Origin of the sequence: Pseudomonas entomophila, assembly GCF_018417595.1 — a bacterium.
GTDB classification, from domain to species: domain Bacteria; phylum Pseudomonadota; class Gammaproteobacteria; order Pseudomonadales; family Pseudomonadaceae; genus Aquipseudomonas; species Aquipseudomonas entomophila_C.
The window spans coordinates 3895001-3910266 of record NZ_CP070982.1 but is presented as its reverse complement, the minus strand read 5'-3'; the positions used below and the strand labels follow the sequence as shown (position 1 = coordinate 3910266).

Annotated in this window: 18 protein-coding genes (1 of these 18 cut by a window edge); 8 read left to right on the top strand and 10 right to left on the bottom strand. The window is 64.2% G+C overall.

Annotated elements, in window-relative coordinates; translation table 11 throughout:
• Window positions 1–332: 332 nt before the first annotated feature.
• The 5 genes from JYG34_RS16935 (at window position 333) to JYG34_RS16915 (ending at window position 3992) form a co-directional block, all read left to right on the top strand.
• The gene (locus tag JYG34_RS16935; protein ID WP_213657528.1) at window positions 333–737 is read left to right on the top strand and encodes a TraR/DksA family transcriptional regulator; all 405 of its coding nucleotides are present in this window, start codon (window positions 333–335) and stop codon (window positions 735–737) included.
• A gap of 164 nt (window positions 738–901) precedes the next feature.
• The gene (locus JYG34_RS16930; RefSeq protein ID WP_434011130.1) at window positions 902–2497 is read left to right on the top strand and encodes a methyl-accepting chemotaxis protein; all 1596 of its coding nucleotides are present in this window, start codon (window positions 902–904) and stop codon (window positions 2495–2497) included.
• Between the two features lie 116 nt (window positions 2498–2613).
• Complete coding sequence (locus JYG34_RS16925) at window positions 2614–2808, top strand: hypothetical protein (RefSeq protein ID WP_213657526.1); 195 nt, start codon at window positions 2614–2616, stop codon at window positions 2806–2808.
• Between the two features lie 507 nt (window positions 2809–3315).
• Entirely contained in the window at window positions 3316–3786 is a 471-nt protein-coding gene (locus JYG34_RS16920) for a hypothetical protein (protein WP_213657525.1), read from the top strand.
• On the top strand, window positions 3783–3992 hold the full coding sequence (locus tag JYG34_RS16915) for a hypothetical protein (RefSeq protein WP_249746179.1): 210 nt from the start codon (window positions 3783–3785) through the stop codon (window positions 3990–3992). The genes JYG34_RS16920 and JYG34_RS16915 overlap by 4 nt, the downstream gene beginning before the upstream one ends.
• 69 nt (window positions 3993–4061) lie before the next feature.
• Here the strand turns inward: JYG34_RS16915 and JYG34_RS16910 are convergent, their stop codons facing one another.
• From JYG34_RS16910 to JYG34_RS16880, 7 genes are all read right to left on the bottom strand, one after another.
• On the bottom strand, window positions 4062–4427 hold the full coding sequence (locus JYG34_RS16910) for a Na+/H+ antiporter subunit G (protein WP_213657523.1): 366 nt from the start codon (window positions 4425–4427) through the stop codon (window positions 4062–4064).
• Window positions 4424–4702, bottom strand: coding sequence for a K+/H+ antiporter subunit F (locus tag JYG34_RS16905; protein WP_011534656.1), 279 nt, complete (start codon window positions 4700–4702; stop codon window positions 4424–4426). The genes JYG34_RS16910 and JYG34_RS16905 overlap by 4 nt, the downstream gene beginning before the upstream one ends.
• On the bottom strand, window positions 4699–5187 hold the full coding sequence (locus JYG34_RS16900; RefSeq protein ID WP_213657522.1) for a Na+/H+ antiporter subunit E: 489 nt from the start codon (window positions 5185–5187) through the stop codon (window positions 4699–4701). The genes JYG34_RS16905 and JYG34_RS16900 overlap by 4 nt, the downstream gene beginning before the upstream one ends.
• Entirely contained in the window at window positions 5184–6863 is a 1680-nt protein-coding gene (locus JYG34_RS16895; RefSeq protein ID WP_213657521.1) for a monovalent cation/H+ antiporter subunit D, read from the bottom strand. Before JYG34_RS16895 ends, JYG34_RS16900 begins: the two co-directional genes overlap by 4 nt.
• Window positions 6860–7204, bottom strand: coding sequence for a Na+/H+ antiporter subunit C (locus JYG34_RS16890; protein WP_028690551.1), 345 nt, complete (start codon window positions 7202–7204; stop codon window positions 6860–6862). Before JYG34_RS16890 ends, JYG34_RS16895 begins: the two co-directional genes overlap by 4 nt.
• Window positions 7204–10110, bottom strand: a complete 2907-nt coding sequence (locus JYG34_RS16885; RefSeq protein ID WP_213657520.1) for a monovalent cation/H+ antiporter subunit A — start codon at window positions 10108–10110, stop codon at window positions 7204–7206. Before JYG34_RS16885 ends, JYG34_RS16890 begins: the two co-directional genes overlap by 1 nt.
• Before the next feature lie 149 nt (window positions 10111–10259).
• Complete coding sequence (locus JYG34_RS16880) at window positions 10260–11204, bottom strand: DMT family transporter (protein ID WP_213657519.1); 945 nt, start codon at window positions 11202–11204, stop codon at window positions 10260–10262.
• 84 nt (window positions 11205–11288) lie between these two features.
• On the opposite strand from JYG34_RS16880, the gene JYG34_RS16875 reads away from it, so the two are divergent.
• Window positions 11289–11852: a helix-turn-helix domain-containing protein gene (locus JYG34_RS16875; RefSeq protein ID WP_213657518.1), complete on the top strand. Its 564-nt coding sequence runs from the start codon at window positions 11289–11291 to the stop codon at window positions 11850–11852.
• 8 nt (window positions 11853–11860) lie between these two features.
• Here JYG34_RS16875 and soxR read toward each other — a convergent pair whose 3' ends face one another.
• The gene (soxR, locus tag JYG34_RS16870; protein ID WP_213657517.1) at window positions 11861–12313 is read right to left on the bottom strand and encodes a redox-sensitive transcriptional activator SoxR; all 453 of its coding nucleotides are present in this window, start codon (window positions 12311–12313) and stop codon (window positions 11861–11863) included.
• An 85-nt stretch (window positions 12314–12398) separates the two neighbouring features.
• Between soxR and JYG34_RS16865 the strand changes: the two genes are divergently transcribed.
• Together JYG34_RS16865 and JYG34_RS16860 are read left to right on the top strand one after the other, a co-directional pair.
• The gene (locus JYG34_RS16865) at window positions 12399–12767 is read left to right on the top strand and encodes an antibiotic biosynthesis monooxygenase (protein WP_213657516.1); all 369 of its coding nucleotides are present in this window, start codon (window positions 12399–12401) and stop codon (window positions 12765–12767) included.
• Window positions 12768–12897: 130 nt separating this feature from the next.
• Window positions 12898–14700, top strand: coding sequence for an aminopeptidase P family protein (locus JYG34_RS16860; RefSeq protein ID WP_213657515.1), 1803 nt, complete (start codon window positions 12898–12900; stop codon window positions 14698–14700).
• 39 nt (window positions 14701–14739) lie between these two features.
• Here JYG34_RS16860 and JYG34_RS16855 read toward each other — a convergent pair whose 3' ends face one another.
• Window positions 14740–15021 carry a hypothetical protein gene (locus tag JYG34_RS16855; RefSeq protein ID WP_213657514.1) on the bottom strand — a complete coding sequence of 94 codons (282 nt, stop codon included), beginning with the start codon at window positions 15019–15021 and terminating at the stop codon, window positions 14740–14742.
• Window positions 15022–15207: 186 nt separating this feature from the next.
• On the bottom strand, window positions 15208–15266 hold the 3' portion of the coding sequence (gene rhtA, locus JYG34_RS16850) for a threonine/homoserine exporter RhtA (protein ID WP_213657513.1). The gene runs 829 nt beyond the window's last position; only the last 59 of its 888 coding nucleotides appear in the window; its start codon lies beyond the right edge, outside the window — the gene reads right to left on this strand; the stop codon is at window positions 15208–15210.

Sequence of the window (15266 nt, the reverse complement as noted above, 5' to 3'; positions counted from 1 at the left end):
GCCCGGTTGCACCCGCTGCCGTGCGCTAGCCAACTACCACCCCCGCCTCCACGGGGTCCATTGCTGGCCTGACAAGGCGGCATTTGTTGCGGCATATTGCCTACTCGCGCCTATCAGGCGCGCAGCACCGGGGAAATACGACACCAGCGGGCGGAATCCTGCTGCTTTCGGTCAAATTGGCTGTCATTTCTGTTGCCCACTGCCGCTTGGCACCTTAGACTGCCGCCCCCTGTAAAAGAGTGCCACTTGGCGCTTGAAGAATTCCGCCGCTGACGCAGCAGCGTCGGCGGCACCCGAATCGCCCATATGCACATTTTTTCATAGAGAAATCGATGACCAAGGAACAGTTGCTGGCCATGTCGGCCGATGACTACATGAACGCTGAACAGCTCGCGTTTTTCACCGCGCTGCTGCAGGCGATGAAAGTCGAAACCCACGAGCGCATCGAACTTAGCCGCACCTCCATCGAAAGCTTGGACAGCCCATCGGATCCGGCTGACGTGGCTTCGGTCGAGGAAGAGCGCACCTGGCTGGTCAACGCCATCGACCGCGACCAGCGCCTGCTGCCGCAGTTGGAGATGGCCCTGGACCGCATTGCTGACGAAAGCTTCGGCTGGTGTGACGACAGCGGCGAGCCGATCGGCTTGAAGCGCCTGCTGATCAGCCCGACCACCAAGTACTGCATCGAAGCCCAGGAGCGTCACGAGCAGCTCGACCGCCACCAGCGGCAGATCTGATCCAGCGCCTTGCGCAAGGCCCCACGGAGCGATCCCTGGGGCCTTCGTGTTTTCTTGCCTTGCATCAAGCGTGACCGCCTTGCGCCCATGGGATCATGGATAATGGCGTTATAGTGGCGTTTAATGACGTCACAATAACGACATGCGGATGGACCACGACGATGATGCGAGAAGGATCTCTGCCGGCCAGCGAAGTAGCAAAGGCCGACCCAGCCCGTGCAGGAGCCGCCGTCGCCCTGCTGCAGGGCGTCGCGCTGTGTGCGGTGTTGCTGGCCATGGCGTTCGCCGGGCTGCCCTTGTACCTGGCCTTGCCGCTGTCGCTTCTGGCGCTGTGGCTGCCGCGTGGCCGCAAGGTGGCCGCCGTGCAGCCGGCAGCGACGCCGCCCCAGGACGGCTCGCTGCTCCAGGAACTGGCCCGTGGCACCAGCCACAATGCCCTGTCGGCCGCCGCGGTGGCGCATTCTGTGCAGCAACTGGCGGCTCGGGTGCAATCACAGCTGGGGGCTGCCGAGGAGATCGTCGGCAGCGCCGAGATCATGATCACCACCGAGGAGCAGGCTGCCCAACTCAGCCAGCAGGCGTTGGAAGCCGCTCGTTCCGCCCACGGCAGCAGCGTGGTCGGCAGCGAGGTGCTGGCCGAGTCCATCCTGTGCATGCGCGAGCTGAGTGCGCGCGCTTCGGCCAGCCGCGAGCTGATCGAGGCCCTGCATCAGCGTAGCGAGGATATCGCCCGGGTCACCCTGGTGATCCAGGGCATTGCCAGCCAGACCAACCTGCTGGCGCTCAACGCCGCCATCGAAGCGGCGCGGGCCGGTGAGCATGGTCGTGGTTTCGCGGTGGTGGCCGACGAGGTGCGCGGCCTGGCCGGCCGTACCTCCAGCGCCACTGAAGAGGTCGGCCAGATGGTCGCGGACATTCAGGCGTGCACGGCCCAGGTGGTGGCGCAGATCCGGACGCTGGCCGAGGACCTGGGCAGGGGAGTCGGCCAGGTCGAGCAGGCTGGCGGGCAACTGGCGCAGATCGCCAGCCTGGCGGCCAGTGTCGAGGGCCAGGTGAGCGAGATCGCCGGAGGGACCCAGGTCAACCAGGCCCAGCTTGATACCCTGTTTCAGGCCGTGGCCCAGGTGCGCGCTGACCTGGAGGTCAGCGACCAGCAGACCCGGCGCCTGGCCAAGGCGGCGGTGCAGATGGAGGGCCAGGTGGAAAGCCTCAGCGAACGACTGGCCGAGGTCGGCCTGGACGCCTACCATCAGCGGGTGTTCGAACTGGCGCAGGCAGGCGCACGGCAGATTGGCGAGCGTTTCGAGGCGGACATCGCCCAGGGGCGTATCGGCCTGGACGATCTGTTCGACCGCCAGTACCGGCCGATAGCCGGTATGCAGCCACCGCGTTTCACCACGTGCTTCGACCACTACACCGATACCGTGCTGCCACAGCTCCAGGAGCCGTTGCTGCAGCACGACGGGCTGGTGTATGCCATCGCCTGCACCCAGCAGGGCTATGTGCCGACCCACAACAAGGCCTTCAACCAGCCGCTGACCGGCGATATCGCCCACGACACGGCACACAACCGCAGCAAGCGCATGTTCGACGACCGTACGGGCGCCCGCTGTGGCAGCCACCAGCAGCGGGTGCTGCTGCAGACCTACACGCGGGACACCGGTGAACTGATGCACGACCTGTCGGTGCCGATCTTCGTCGCTGGGCGCCACTGGGGCGGCCTGCGCCTGGGATATCGGCCGGAACCCGGGCTCGACTGAGGCGGTTTGTTGCCCGCAGCGCAACACTGCTGTACCGCGTTGCGCTTTATTTGCGACATGATCAGGTCGTATCATACGTACATCGTTAGGTTGCTAATTAAATTCCGGAGGGAATGATGACTAGCCGAGTCGATGTAGCCGTGATGATCGGCAGTGGTGTGCCACAATCCTTGCAGGCCTTGGGCAAAAGGGCGTGCTGGGTGGTGCTGGTTGACGGCGAGCGCCGTGGCACGGCCTTCGCCAGCCGTGGCGAGGCCCTGGAATGCAAGGCTGCGTGGCAACAGCAACTGGACAGGAGCCATGCAGCGTGAAGCTTCAGCCCTCCAGGTGGCGCGCGAGCTCCCAGGCGTCCTGGTAGCGTTGGCGGAATCCGTGGACTTTGCCCGAGTGGGTTTCAGTGATGTGGAAGAAACCGATACCCGCGGCCACGACGCAATATCGGGATGTGCCGGGCACGGCCGGGTGACAAGAAATGTTACGTGCCTCTCGACGGAATTCGGTGTTTTCGTGCATATTCGTGTACCTGTAATGCGCGATGAAGGGTTGGGGCACACTTGAGCTGAAGTGTCGCCCTCAGTAGTCGCATCTTTCCTGACCCTTTAGCTGTCAGGTATTACGTTTCCTATTAGCGGATAGTTTGCCGAAGCACGCCGGATGTTCCAGCGGGGAAGTATTCCCTGCTTGGCGTATCGTTCGTATGCGTGGATCTTCGCTTACCGAATCCATGGTCCAGCGGACTTCGACTTTGAGTGGCTGTCACCCCATGCCCAGCGGCGTGCGCGGTGCGGCCTGCTGTAATTGATGTGAGGAGCTTTTCATTGGCAGTCAGTACTCTGGATACCCATGCGTTGTTTGCCCTGGGCGATTTGCGCGCCAAGCTGGTCAAGTTGTTCCAGGGGCGCTTCGTGTATGTCACCGAGCAGAACCCCGAAGGTCTGTACATGGCCGAGATCGATACCGACGACGCCCTGGTGGTCGATGACAAACAGCGCCTGGAGCTGAAAGTGGGTGACCACTTCCGCGCCGCCGTGCTGCCCAGCCGCGAAGGCGGCAAGCTCGAACTGCGTTTTCGCGAGATCAAGTTCAATGTATACGGGCAGGGCGACTATGCCTTTGTTTCCGTGCCGGAAGGCGAGGCCATCGTGTTCCGTGAAGGGCAGGGCGTGATGCTGGTGTTCGCGGCCCAGCAGCAGGTCCAGGAAGGCCTGGGCAAACTGCTCAAGGCGGTGACCGGCAAGGTCGCCAAATGGCGCAAGGGCGAGCTGACCACCTTCAAGGCCAGCGAGTGAGCGACGAGGACACGCCCGCCTCGCGGGCCGACTTCCATCGTCAGTATCAGGCCCGTGCGGTCGAGCAGGCCGAACGCCTGCTGGCACGCCGCAATGACCTGCAGGGGGCCTGGCTGGCCTGGGTGGCCAGCGAGCTCTACCAGATGAGCCCGCCGCCTTTCGTTGCCATGGTGCGACGTGAGTTGCAGCGTCTGAGCCAGGTCTGATCAGCCCGGTAATTCCAGCGTTCGCATGGCGATTGGAGTTACGCGTCCCCCTGTGGGAGTGTGCGCGTTTCAGTTCCCGCGATCACGCCCGCTGCTGACTTCTTCCGGCACGTCCTCGCCCGAGCTACGCTTGCGAAACAGCGCGGCCCTGGCCAGCAGCAGGGTGGTCACCGGCACGGTGATCGACAGCAGGATCGGGATCAGCCAGGCGTGCAGCACCGGGCTCTGCTTGAGCGCCGAGAAGTACAGGATCGAGGCCAGCGCCACGCACCAGGCGCCGATGGTCGAGGCCAGCGCGGGCGGGTGCATGCGCTGGAAGTACTCTTTCAGACGCACCAGGCCGATGGCGCCGATCAGGGCGAATAGGCTGCCGATGAGCAGCAGGGCAGCCGTGATCAGTTCCAGCCAGAACGGCAATACCATGGTTTCGTTCATTCGATCACCTCGCCACGCAGGAGGAACTTGGCCAGGGCGAACGAACCGACGAAGCCGAACAGAGCGATCAGCAGGGCGCCTTCGAAGTAGGTATCGCTGGCATAGCGGATTCCCAGCACCAGCATCATCAGCATGCCGAGGATGTACAGGTAGTCCAGGGCCAGCACCCGGTCCTGGGCGGACGGGCCGCGGAACAGCCGGATCAGCGTCAGGCCCATGGCCAGGGCAAAGATGAACAGGCTGGCGAGGACGGCGTTGGCGAGCAGGCCACTCATTCGAAGATCTCCATCAGCGGGCGTTCATAGGTGTGTTTGAAATGCGCGATGAACGCCGGTTCATCGCCCAGATCGAACACGTGCAGCAGCAGTACGCTGCGGTCCAGGGCCAGCTCCGACCAGATGGTGCCTGGGACCACGGTGGTGATCATCGACAGCGCCGCCAGGCCATGGGCGTCGCGCAGGTCCAGCGGGATGTGCACGAATGCCGAGTGCGGTGGCTTGCCGCTGGTGCGCAGCACGCCACGGGCGACCTGCAGGTTGGAATGAATCACGTCAAGGCCGACCCGGCAGATGAGCTTGGCAATCACCCAGGGCCGACGCACATGGGCGTGTTGCGGGCGCAGCGGAGCCATCAGGATCGGTGCGAGGATGCCCAGCAAGGCCCCCAGCAGCAGGTTGCCCGGGCTGACCGAGAGGTTGAGCAGCAGCCACAGCACGAACAGCGCAACGGACAGCAGCGGCGCGGGGAACAGTCGATTCATGGCTGTGCCTCCAGGCTGGCGGTGGTCGGGCCGGGCACTGGCCGCGTCGCCATCACCGCCTTGATGTAGGCCTCCGGCGTGCGCAGGCTGGCGGCGGTGTCCTGGGTGTAGCGCAGCAGCGGCTCGGCCTTGAGGCTGAGGACGATGCACAGGCCCAGGAGGATGACGATGGGTACGCACTCATAGCGGCGCAGTACCGGGGAGGGGCGCTCCTCGGGCTTCCAGAAGCGTTGGATGCCGACGCGGCCGAAGGCGATCAGCGAGGCCATGCCGGACAGTACCAGCAGGGTGACCAAGGTCCAGCCCGCAGTGCCCAGTGGTTGCTCCGGGGCGACGCCCAGGCCTTGCGGGTTGAACAGCGCGCTGATCAGGTTGAGTTTGCCGATGAAGCCCGACAGCGGCGGCATGCCGATGATCAGCAGGGCGCAGGCGATGAAGCTCAGGCCCAGGAAGGCCATGGTCCAGGGAATGATTTGGCCGATCACCACCTGCTGCTCGTCGTCCAGGTTGATGCCCTTGGGTGGATGCAGCGACTCCAGTGGCGAGGGCATTGCGTCCTCTTCATCGTCCAGCGGCGCTTCGTTGGCCGAGCGCGAACGCTCCACCAGCTCGGCCAGCAGGAACAGTGCGCACAGGGCCAGGGTGGAGCTTGCCAGGTAGAACAACGCGGCGCCGGTCAGGATCGCCTGGCCGAAGCCGATGGCTGCCAGCAGCGTGCCGGCGGACATCAGGATGCTCAGGGCCGCCAGGCGCTCCAGGCGTTGGGCGGCGAGGATCGACATGGCCGCCACGGCCAGGGTCGCCAGGCCGCCGTACACCAGCCAGTCGCCACCGAAGAACGCCGAGGCGCCCGCCTGGCCGGAGAACAGCAGTGTCCACATGCGCAGGATGGCGTACAGGCCGACCTTGGTCATGATCGCGAACAGCGCGGCCACCGGCGCGCTGGCCGACGAATAGGCCGGCACCAGCCAGAAGTTCAACGGCCACATCCCGGCCTTGGCCAGGAAGGCGATAGCCAGGATCGCCGCGCCGGCATGCAGCAGGCCGCGGTCGGCTTCCGGCACCAGCGGCACTTTCAACGCCAGGTCAGCCATGTTCAGGGTGCCGGTCACGCCATAGAGCATGGCCGCGCCGACCAGGAACAGCGACGAAGCGAACAAGTTGATGGCGATGTAGTGCAGCCCGGCCTTGACTCGTGCCCGCCCCGAGCCATGCAGCAGCAGGCCGTAGGAGGCCGCCAGCAGCACTTCGAAGAACACGAACAGGTTGAACAGGTCAGCGGTGAGGAAGGCACCGTAAAGGCCCATCAGCTGGATCTGGAACAGCGCGTGGAAGCTGGCCCCGGCACCGTCCCAGCGTGCTCGGGCGAACAGCAGGGCGCTCAAGCCGACGATGCCGGTCAGGGTCAGCAGCAGCGCCGACAGGTGATCGACCACCAGGGCGATGCCGAACGGCGCTGGCCAGTTGCCCGGCAGGTAGACGCCGATGGACTCGGCCTGGCCCTGGCTGCGCACCCACATCAGCAGGGTGACGGCGATACCCAGGCCGAGGGCGGTGGACAGCAGGTTCAGGCGCGCCTTGAGCCAGCGGTGTTTTTCGCCGATCAGCAGCATCAACGATGCGGTGATCAGCGGCAGCAGGATCGGTGCGATGATCAGTTGGTTCATCCCGCTCATTCTTCACGCTCCCGGCCATCGACGTGGTCGGTCCCGGTCAGCCCGCGGGAGGCCAGGAGCACCACCAGGAACAGTGCGGTCATGGCGAAGCTGATGACGATCGCGGTGAGCACCAGCGCCTGGGGCAGTGGGTCGGTGTAGTGCAGCAGGTCATGGGGCACGCCGTCCTTGATGATCGGCTCCTTGCCGATGAACAGGCTGCCCATGCTGAAGATGAACAGGTTGACCCCGTAGGATAGCAGGCACAGGCCCATGATCACCTGGTAGGTGCGTGGGCGCAGGACCAGCCAGACCCCGGAGGCGGCCAGGACGCCGATGGCGACTGCAATGACTTCTTCCATCAGGCGGCTCCTGCTTGGCTGGACTTGGCGGGGCGGTAGGCACGCACCGACTGGTGGGCCAGGGCGGTGAGGATGAGCAGGGTCGAGCCGACCACCACGGTGTACACGCCGATGTCGAAGAACAGTGCGCTGGCCACGTGCACGTCACCCAGCAGCGGCAGGTGCAGGTGCGCGGTGTGGGTGGTCAGGAACGGGTAGCCCAGCAGCATCGCCCCGGCGCCGGTGAGGGTGGCGCAGAGCAGGCCGGTGCCCATCCAGCGCAGCGGACGCAGGCTCATCTGCGCCTCCACCCACTGGGTGCCGGCGACCATGTACTGGAGGATGAACGCCACCGACATCACCAGGCCGGCGACGAAGCCGCCACCCGGCTGGTTGTGGCCGCGCATGAACAGGTACATCGACACGAGCAGGGCAATCGGCAGCAGCAGGCGCACCAGGGCGGCGGGCACCATCATGAACCCGAGCGCGGTGTCGGTGGCTTGGCGCGGGTTGACCAGGTCGGTGACCACGTCCGGCGCCAACTGACGCTGCTGGGCCGGCAACTGCATGCTCTCCTTCGGTGGGCGGAAGCGGCGCAGCAGGGCGAACACGGTCAGCGCCACGGCCACCAGCACGGTGACCTCGCCGAGGGTGTCGAAGCCGCGGAAGTCCACCAGCATCACATTGACCACGTTGCTGCCGCCGCCCTGAGGCAGGGCGCGGCTGAGGTAGAACGATGAGATGTCGTTGGGCGTCGGGCGGGTCAGCATCGCGTAGGATAGTAGCGCCATGCCGCCGCCGACCAACACCGCCAGCACCAGGTCGCGCAGGCGCCGAAGGCGCGCGCGGTCCTGACTGCCGGGCAGCGGCGACACGCCCTCTATACGCCGTGGCAGCCAGCGCAGGCCAAGCAGGATCAGCACGGTGGTGACCACTTCGACCGCCAGTTGGGTCAGTGCCAGGTCAGGCGCGGAGAACCAGACGAACGTGATGCAGGTCATCAGGCCGCAGACGCCGACCATGATCAATGCCGCCAGGCGGTGGTACTTGGCCTGGTAGGCGGCGCCGATGGCGCAGGCAATGGCGATCAGCCAGAGTGCGACGAAAACTCCGGAGCCCGGGATCTTCGGTCGGTCACCCCAGCTCAGGCCGCTGTACAGCAGCGGTACCAGGCCGGCGACGAACGCCGCCAGCACCAGCATGAACAGCTGGGCCTGCAGGCGTCGGGTGGTCAGCAGGCGCTCGACGCGCCGAGCCAGCAGCATCAGGCGCACAAGGCCGTGCTCGAACAGGCGCTTGCCGTTGAAGCGCTCGATCAGCGGCGGGTAGGGGAAGCGACCGCGTTGCAGCTGCTTGCGCAGCAGCAGGTAGAGGACGATGCCGCCAGTCATGGCGATCAGGCTCATCATCAGCGGCGCGTTCCAACCGTGCCAGATGGCCAGGCTGTATTCCGGCAGGACGCCGCCTACCACCGGTGTGGCGGCGGCGGCCAGCAGCGGGCCGACCGATTGTGCCGGGAAAATACCGACCACCAGGCAGGTGAGCACCAGCAGCTCGACCGGCGCGCGCATCCAGCGTGGCGGCTCGTGGGGCGTGTGCGGCAGGTCCTGGGCGGGTGGGCCGAAGAACACGTCGACGGTGAAGCGCAGCGCGTAGGCCACGCTGAAGGTCCCGGCCAGGGTGGCGATCACCGGCAGGGCGGCTTCTACCCAGGCGCTGGAGGTGATGAACACGGTCTCGGCGAAGAACATCTCCTTCGATAGGAAGCCGTTCATCAACGGCACGCCGGCCATCGAGGCACTGGCGACCATGGCCAGGGTCGCGGTGAACGGCACCAGGCGGAACAGGCCGCTCAGGCGGCGGATGTCACGGGTGCCGCTTTCATGGTCGATGATCCCCGCGGCCATGAACAGCGAAGCCTTGAAGGTGGCGTGGTTGAGGATGTGGAACACCGCGGCGACCGCCGCCAGCGGGCTGTTCAGGCCCAGCAGCAGGGTGATCAGGCCCAGGTGGCTGATGGTCGAATAGGCTAGCAGGCCCTTGAGATCGTTCTGGAACATCGCGGCGAAGGCGCCGAGCAGCAGGGTGGCGGCGCCGGCGCCGCCGACGATCCAGAACCATTCCTCGCTGCCCGACAGCGCCGGCCACAGCCGGGCCAGCAGGAACACCCCGGCCTTGACCATGGTCGCCGAGTGCAGGTAGGCCGATACGGGGGTGGGCGCCGCCATGGCGTGGGGCAGCCAGAACTGGAAGGGGAACTGTGCGCTCTTGCTCAGCGCGCCGACAAGGATGAGAGGCAGCAGCACCGGGTACAGCGCATGCTGGCGGATGATGTTACCGGCAGCCAGGACCTTGTCCAGGTCGTAGCTGCCGACCACATGGCCGAGCAGCAGGGCCCCGACCAGCAGGCACAAGCCCCCCGCGCCAGTGACCATCAGCGCCATGTAGGCACCGCGACGGGCGTCGGCGCGGTGATGCCAGTAGCCGATCAGCAGGAACGAGAACAGGCTGGTGAGCTCCCAGAAGAACACCAGTTGGATCAGGTTGCCGGAGATCACCAGGCCGAGCATGGCGCCCATGAACGCCAGGAAGAAGGCGAAGAAGCGCGGCACCGGGTCTTGTGGCGACATGTAGTAGCGGGCATACAGCGACACCAGGGTGCCGATGCCGAGTACCAGCAGGCTGAACAGCCAGGCGAAGCCGTCCATGCGCAGGACCAGGTTCAGGCCCAGACTCGGCAGCCACAGCAGCTCCTCGCGAATCACGCCGCCATCGGCGATCTGGGGGTACAGCAACGCTACCTGGACAGTGCCGACCAGGGCCACGAGTCCGGCGAGAATGGACTCGGCGTTGCGTGCGTTGTGCGGCAGGATCGCCGCCAGGCAACTGCCTATAAAGGGCAGAAGCAATAGCACAATCAATGACATAGCGTTCTGTTCTGAGAAGTTTGCCAAGGATCATACGTGCCGGGCCGTTGATCACCAACACGCGAGCAGTTGCAGAATCCTACAAATGTGCTGTGACAAGCTGTTTTTTTATAACAGTTTCTTTCAGAGCATAGCGGGTGCTGGCGCCTTTACAGCCCGGCTTCACGCTGGCGTTGCGCATCGTCTTCGCTAATGGCGGCTTCGTCCGCGCGGCGAATTTTCAGCTCGCTCACCACCACCGCCAGGACAATCAGCAAGCCGCCAAGCAGGGCCACACCAGGCAGGCGCTCGCCGGCGATACGCCCGACGATGCCTGCCCACACTGGTTCTCCCGCGTAGATCAGGGTGGCGCGGGTGGGCGATACCGACTTCTGGGCCCAGTTCATCGCTACCTGGATCACTGCGCTCATCGCGCCCAGCCCCACAGCGCTGACCAATAGCAGCCAGGAAAAGTCGGGAAGGCGTTCCTGGGTGGGGACGATCATCAGGAATGCCAGCACCGAGGCGGTCGCCAGCTGTACCACGGTCACCCGGCGCACATCGACCTTGCCGGCGTAGCGGCTGATCAGGATGATCTCGCCGGCAATCGCCACGGCACTGACCAGGGTCACCAGTTCACCCTCGCTGAAGTGCAGCGCGCCGCCTTCGGGGCCGGCCAGCAGCATCAGGCCAGCGAAGGCCAGGGCGATGCCCAGGCTCGGCATCAGGCCTGGGCGGCGCCCCAGCACCAGCCATTGCAGCAGGGGCACGAAGGGCACGTAAAGCGCGGTGATGAACGCCGACTGGCTGCTGCTGATGGTTTGCAGGCCCATGGTCTGCAGACCGTAACCCAGCATGATCGACACGCCGATGAGCACGCCGGCCTTCAATTCGGTGAAGGTCAACCCCGGCAGTGAGCGTGCCGAGACCAGCCCGACGAACAGCGCGGCGGCGGCGAAACGCAGGCCGACGAAGAACATCGGGCCGCTGACGGTCATGACGTTGTGCACGATCAGGAAGGTGCCACCCCAAAGCATGGTGATGAACACCAGCACCAGTTCGGCCTTGCTCAGGCGGAAGGTGGCGGCAGGTTTGTGGCTGGGGGGTTGGCTCATGGTCTTGCGCGCTCGAAAGGGGCGGCGCACAATCCGCCGCAAAGTGGGCAGTATACTGCGCAACCTCTATCAGTGAGCAATATAGTGCACAAAGATTCCGAACACCGCGCGTCGGTGTTGCAGCATGTCAGCCAGAATGTCCGCCGCTTGCGAAGTGATGCAGGCTTGAGCCAGGCCGCCCTCTCGGAGCGTTCCGGGGTGAGTCGGCGGATGCTGGTGGCCATCGAGGCGGGCGAGAAGAATGTCAGCCTGACGACTCTGGACCTGATCGCCGAGGCCCTTGGCGTGGCATTCAGCACCCTGATCCAGGCGCCCGACCAGCGCGACCCCAGTCGTATCGACGAGTTGGCGTGGGCCGGTGAGCACCCTGGCAGCAGGGCGGTGTTACTTGGCAGCAGTCCCGCGCGGCGCGAGGTGGAACTATGGGAGTGGACCCTGGCGCCCGGCGAGCGTTACGCCAGTGAAGCGGATGCTGCGGGCTGGCGCGAGCAGATCTACGTCGCCGAAGGTTGTTTGACCCTGGTGATCGAGGGGTATGAGCAGCGCCTGCACACGGGTGAATTCTTCGTGTTCCCCAGCGATTGCCGTTATGCCTATCGCAACGATGGGGACGTGGCAGTGCGCTTTGTGCGCAATGTGGTGATCTGACAAGCCTGTCACGCTGCCGAGGGGTGCGGACCAGGTCCATCCTCCGCCAGATGATCGTGATGATTGCGCAGCGGACACTCTTTCAATGACATGCAGCCACAGCCGATGCAGCCATCGAGTTGGTCGCGCAGCAGTATCATCTGGTCGATGCGCCGATCGAGATCGGAGCGCCATTGCGCGGAAAGGCGCTGCCAGTCCGCAGCCGTCGGCGTATGGTCGCGGGGCAGGGTGGCCAATGCCTCGGCGATATCCACCAGGGGGATGCCCAGGCGCTGCGCCATCTTGATCACCGCCACCCGGCGCAGTACGGCGCGTGGGTAACGGCGCTGGTTGCCGGCATTGCGGGTACTGTGGATCAGGCCCTTGGTTTCGTAGAAGTGCAGCGCGGTCACTGCCACGCCACTGCGCGCAGCCAGCTGACCGACGCTGAGCAGTCGCTCCGGGGAAGGGGGCGTCTTCATGCAGAAAATCCTTGACCTTGAGTTAACTGGAGGTTTTACCCTCCGCGGCAACTGGCTGCAAGTGCCGGAATCAAGGAGACAGTCCATGGCGGTTCATACCCCTTCCCTGTGGTTCACCCAAATGATCGAATATGACGTGCCGCCTGGGCGGCAGGAAGCGTTGGCTCATGCCTTGGTCGTTCGTAGCGAGCATCTGGTGCAGCATTGCGAAGGGCTGCAGGGCGTGAGCATCCAGGCCAGTGACGATGGTTGCCGCGTGTTGCAGTACTTGCAGTGGCAATCGCGCCAGGCGTGGACCGCCGCTGCGGATTGCTTTGTCGAGGAGCCTTTTCTGGAGCTGTTGAGCCAGCACCAGGCACGTGGCGTCAACTTCGCCGCCTACCAGACCCTGCGCAGCCTGGTGCGCGGTGTTGATGGCGGCCTGCACTGCCAAGTGGGGACCGTAGCGCGATAAGCTCGACTATGCGGTCACAGGGTACATGGGGCAAAGCGTGCCTTGTATGCGCCGGGAAGATTGCGGGCGCCTGCGGGCTGTACCATTATCCTTGGCCTGGATCAGTCGAGATAAATTCGCAGGAGTGCGCATGAACAGTCAGTCCCCCCTTCCGGAAACCGTGCCGGCGCGTCTGGCACGTGTGCGAGAGGCCATGGCCAGGGAGGGTGTGGGCGCCCTGCTGGTACCGTCGGCCGACCCGCACCTGTCCGAGTACCTGCCGGGGTATTGGCAGGGGCGGCAATGGTTGTCCGGATTCCACGGTTCGGTGGGCACGCTGGTGGTGACGGCAGATTTTGCCGGCGTGTGGGTCGATAGCCGTTATTGGGAGCAGGCCGAGAAGGAGCTGGCTGGCAGCGGCATCGAGTTGATGAAACTGCGGCCTGGGCAATCGGGTGCGCTGGAGTGGCTTGGCGAACATGCCAAGGACGCTGTAGCCGTCGACGGAGCGGTCATGGCGTTGGCCTCGGCGAGGCAACTGGGCGAGCGCCTGGAGGCCCGTGGTGTCCGCTTGCAGACCCAATGCGACCTGCTCAAGGAGGTCTGGGCGGATCGTCCTGAGCTGCCAAGCAATCCGGTGTACCAGCATCTGCCGCCCCACGCCACGGTCAGTCGCTCGCACAAGCTCGAGGGCTTGCGTCAGTCATTGAAGGATAAAGGTGCCGACTGGCATTTCATCGCAACCCTCGACGATATCGCCTGGCTGTTCAATCTTCGTGGCAGTGACGTCTCCTACAACCCGGTGTTCGTCTCGTTCGCCTTGATCAGTCAGGACAAGGCCTACCTGTTCGTCGGCAAGGATAAAGTCGATGAACACCTGCGCAAGGTGCTCGCGGCCGATGGCATTGAAGTCCGTGACTATGACGAGGTGAGCGCGGCCCTTGCGGCGATCTCTCCGGGCAGCAGCCTTCAGGTGGACCCGGCGCGGGTCACATGTGGCCTGCTCGAGCATCTGAACAAGCAGGTGCGTCTGGTCGAGGGCATCAACCCGACCACGTTGAGCAAGTCACGCAAGGAAGAGGGCGACCTCAAGCATATTCGTCAGGCCATGGAGCAGGACGGCGCGGCGCTGTGTGAGTTCTTCACCTGGTTTGAACAGCACCTCGGCCAGGAGCGAATCACCGAGCTGACCATTGATGAGCAACTGAGTGCCGCTCGTGCCCGACGCCCAGGCTTTGTCTCGTTGAGTTTCTCTACCATCGCCGCCTACAACGCCAACGGCGCGATGCCCCACTACCGGGCCACCGAAGAGTCTCACGCGGTGATCGAAGGTAATGGATTACTGCTGATCGACTCGGGGGGACAGTACTTGGGCGGCACTACCGACATCACCCGGATGGTGCCCATCGGTGAACCCAGCCAGGAGCAGAAGGCGGATTGCACGCGGGTACTCAAGGGCATGATCGCACTGTCACGGGCGAAGTTTCCGCGCGGCATTCTTTCCCCGCTGCTCGATGCCATTGCCCGGGCACCGATCTGGGCGGACCAGGTCGACTACGGTCATGGCACCGGGCATGGGGTGGGCTACTTCATGAATGTGCATGAAGGTCCTCAAGTCATCGCCTACCAGGCGGCCACCGCGCCACAGACGGCGATGCAGGCGGGGATGATCAGTTCGATCGAACCGGGTACCTACCGCCCCGGCGAGTGGGGCGTGCGTATCGAGAACCTGGTGGTCAATCGTGAGGTGGGGAGCAGTGTGTTCGGTGACTTCCTGGCGTTCGAGACGCTGACCTTGTGTCCGATCGATACCCGTTGCCTCTTGCCGGAGCAGCTTGGGGTGGACGACATCGCCTGGCTCAACGCTTATCACCAAACGGTCCGCGAGCGTATCTCGCCATTGCTTCAGGGCGATGCGCTGGATTGGTTGAAGCGACGTACCGCGCCACTGTGACCGATCAGGAAAAAGGGCAGCCATTGGCTGCCCTTCTGTTTACTTGCAGATCACGATCATGCTGCGGCTGGTATAGCCGGCGGGGTTGATGCCGAAGACATAATCCCCTGGCTCTTCGTCACTGTCACCAGAGCGAGCAATGACCTTGTAGCCTTTGCTGCCACACGATGCGGCAGCCTTGCTGTAACACTTCTCCCACGATGAGGAGAGGCCTGAGCAATTGATATGCAGACCCTTTTTCCCCCGCTTCACCTCGGTCTTGGCTGTAGCGGCGCATCCAGCAATGGCCAAGATGGCCAGGATGAGCAAAATACGTTTCATTCCTGTCCTTATGCTGACCCGACTGCTTGAACGGGCCTTTCATCAGCGCTTCGAGGCTTCCTTGCGTGTTTCCCGCGTCCTTTTGCTGCCAGTAGATAGCGTTGAGATGATGATTTTGTGACAGCTTAATCAGCCTAGGAGGGGTGTACAAGGCTGAAGATGGTGCAAATGAAAATATTTCTCAATTCAGTCGACGGCCACTGGGGGCGTTACCTCCCGTTTCATGGAAAGGGTTGCACCGACTG